We start from the raw sequence: 3,049 nt of genomic DNA on the forward strand, positions 1-3,049 counted from the left end.
CTAAAGTGACATATTTGTGACCTTTTTTTGAGGAGGTTTCATCTATACCAAGTTGAGTAATGGATGAAACATCATCCGCTATTTTAGCTTTGCCGATCCAGTGATTAAAGATCGTCCAGATTCGCTGTGGATTCACCTTTAACATTTCAGCAACCCGATTGACGGGCATTTCTCTTTCAATCAGTGCCAATGCCATGGCTTCAAATAGCAGAGTGAAACCACTGCCGGGGCGAGCCCAAGGGACTTCTACAGTACGAACTTTCCCGTCCGTTGTTGTGATGCGAGGAACAGAGCAATGTAGATAGCAAGAATGCTCAAAGAAGCTCAAGTGTTGCCATTGCCGATCGACTGTATCATGCACTGGGCAGAGACCCCCCGATTCATCAGCAAAACGGGCGCCTGGTTCAAAACCTATCTGCAAATGATAGTTCATTCTGTTCTAAAATATTGTCGTTTGAAAAGATAATTTCTTCCACTTTCCAAGGCGATTGTAAGCCTAAAGCCATACTAAATAAAGATTCACTATTCATGGTATTATTATCGCACTACCCACTAGGATTCACATAGAGCCGTTTATTTATACTCAGTTTCTTAGTAACAATATTTAACAAGATTATATTTACCATGAAACATGCACTCATCCCAATCTTAGGCCTTGCAGCACCTAGTGGCACGGGAAAAACGACCTTACTAACTCAACTTATCCCCCAATTAAAGCAACATGATATTCGTGTTGGTCTGATCAAACATAGCCACCATAATTTTCAGATTGATAAGCCAGGTAAGGACAGCTTTCGTCTGCGTGAAGCGGGAGCAACTCCTGTTATGCTGGTTTCTAGCCATCGACGCGCTATTATTACCGAGTTTGCCACACCTGAAGAACCCAGTTTAAATGAACAACTTAAGTATTTTGATCAATCCAGCCTGGATTTAATTCTGGTAGAAGGCTTTAAGAGTGAAACATTCCCTAAAATTGAATTACATCGCCCTAGCCTTGAGTTAGCACAACTCTATCCTGATGATAGTTCGATTATTGCCATTGCTACTGACCATGAAATCTCAATAAAAAGAGAGATCATCACTCTGGATTTAAACAATATTCCTCAAATAGCTGATTTTATTTTACGAACTTTTTTAAAGAAACATGACTGATTTATGTAATTCAAATTTATTAATTAGTATCGATCATGCTCTGGATAATATCTATAGTTCTCTTTCAGTTATTGATGGTGACGAAATTGTAAGCTTGCATACGGCACTGGGTCGGGTCCTAAGTGAAAACTGTATTGCACCTTTTAACCTGCCTGCCTATCCTAATTCATCAATGGATGGGTATGCATTTAACAGTACAGACATCCAGGCTTCTGACTTTAATTTACAACAGGTTGGAGTTTCATGGGCTGGCCGCCCTTTTGATGGTATGCTTGCAAGTGGCCAATGTGTACGCATTTTTACCGGGGCAGTTTTACCTAAAGGCGCTGATAGTGTAATTATGCAGGAGCTGGTTCAGGTCCATGATCATACCATTCATTTTCCTGATAATACTCAGGCTAAACAAAATGTGCGTTATATAGGCGAAGACGTTAAACAACATGGTAATTTACTACCTGCGGCTAAACAATTAACCGCCATTGATCTGGGCTGGCTTGCCTCTGCCGGGATTTATGAGGTTCGAGTTAAACGTAAAATACGTATTGCTTTTTTTTCTACGGGTGATGAATTACGGCCTGTGGGGAGTCATTTAACAGAGGGACAAATTTACGATAGTAATCGCTATACATTAGCAGCTTTACTCAAAAAACCTGGTCACGAAGTTAATGATCTTGGCGTAATTGCTGATGATAAGGCACAGATTCAACAAAGTTTATTACAAGCCGCGCAAAGCAATGATGTCATCATCACTAGCGGTGGTGCATCTGTTGGGGATGCAGATTATATAAAGCAAATATTAGATGAAATTGGCCAGGTAAACTTTTGGAAACTGGCTATTAAACCTGGAAAACCACTCGCTTTTGGCTGCATTCAGAATTGTTATTTCTTTGGTTTACCTGGTAATCCCATCTCGGTCATTGCTACCTATCAGCAGATTGTCACTCCAGCATTACGCCATTTAACTGGTTTAACAAACAACCAGCCCATTCGCCTTAAAGCCACTTGTAAAAGCCCCTTATTTAAAAAACCTGGTAGGCAAGAATTTCAGCGCGGTATATTAACTCAGACATCTCCTGGTGAATTTGAGGTAACTTCATCAGGTAAACAGGGGTCCAATATAATAAGTGCCAGTAGCCGTGCAAATTGTTATATTGTTCTTGCACGTGAACAAGCAAATGTAAACAGTGGCGAACAGGTTCTAGTAGAGCCTTTTAATTTATTGTTATAAATGGAGCACCGGCAAGCATGTTAGAACTTAATCAAACAGCACCCACTTTTGCGCTTTATGATGCGCATGAAAACCTACATCAACTATCAGACTACCAGGATCACTGGCTGGTTATTTATTTTTACCCAAAAGATAATACTCCAGGCTGCACAAAGGAAGCCTGTGCATTACGTGATGATAGTGAAAAATTTGCTCAGTTAAATACTAAAGTCATTGGTATCAGTACTGACAACAGTAAAAGCCACCTTAGTTTCAGTAAGAAGCAATCCCTAGCATTTACCCTGCTCGCAGATCCTGATGGCAAAGTCAGTGCAACATATGGTGCCTTGTTTAAACTAGGCCCGGTTAAATTCTGTAAGCGGCATAGCTTTATTATTAGTCCGGATGGAAAAATAATGAAAATCTATCGCTCGGTTTCTCCTCGTTTGCATAGTCAGGAATTATTAAAAGATTTAAAAGACTTACAAACAAAAACCAGCAACAGGCGCGCCATGCTACCTCACAACATTCTGGGACTCCTGTCACCAACATTCATTCGCCTACGCAGCGAATGGGAGATGCCCTGGTCGCCCTGCGTCCGTCTCAACTACGCACAAAACCCTGCTCCGTTAAGACTACCTCAAATGGCTGGACGGCTATTCGGAATGCAATTCTTGCCTCCCTCGCGCG

At 41.2% G+C, this 3,049-nt stretch carries 3 protein-coding genes and 1 pseudogene; 3 read left to right on the plus strand and 1 reads right to left on the minus strand.

Annotated elements, in window-relative coordinates:
* Nucleotides 1-530: pseudogene (locus tag CDZ78_RS14055) on the minus strand (helix-turn-helix domain-containing protein); the annotation flags it as partial.
* A gap of 94 nt (nt 531-624) precedes the next feature.
* Here CDZ78_RS14055 and mobB point away from each other — a divergent pair.
* The 3 genes from mobB to CDZ78_RS14070 form a co-directional block, all read left to right on the plus strand.
* Entirely contained in the window at nt 625-1,152 is a 528-nt protein-coding gene (mobB, locus tag CDZ78_RS14060; protein WP_087870576.1) for a molybdopterin-guanine dinucleotide biosynthesis protein B, read from the plus strand.
* Entirely contained in the window at nt 1,145-2,380 is a 1,236-nt protein-coding gene (gene moeA / locus CDZ78_RS14065; protein WP_087870577.1) for a molybdopterin molybdotransferase MoeA, read from the plus strand. Before mobB ends, moeA begins: the two co-directional genes overlap by 8 nt.
* Nucleotides 2,381-2,397: 17 nt before the next feature.
* The coding region (locus tag CDZ78_RS14070; RefSeq protein ID WP_087870578.1) for a peroxiredoxin at nt 2,398-3,049 on the plus strand (652 nt) is incomplete at its 3' end.

The sequence above is a fragment of the Bathymodiolus platifrons methanotrophic gill symbiont genome (genome assembly GCF_002189065.1).
Lineage (GTDB): Bacteria > Pseudomonadota > Gammaproteobacteria > Methylococcales > Methylomonadaceae > Methyloprofundus.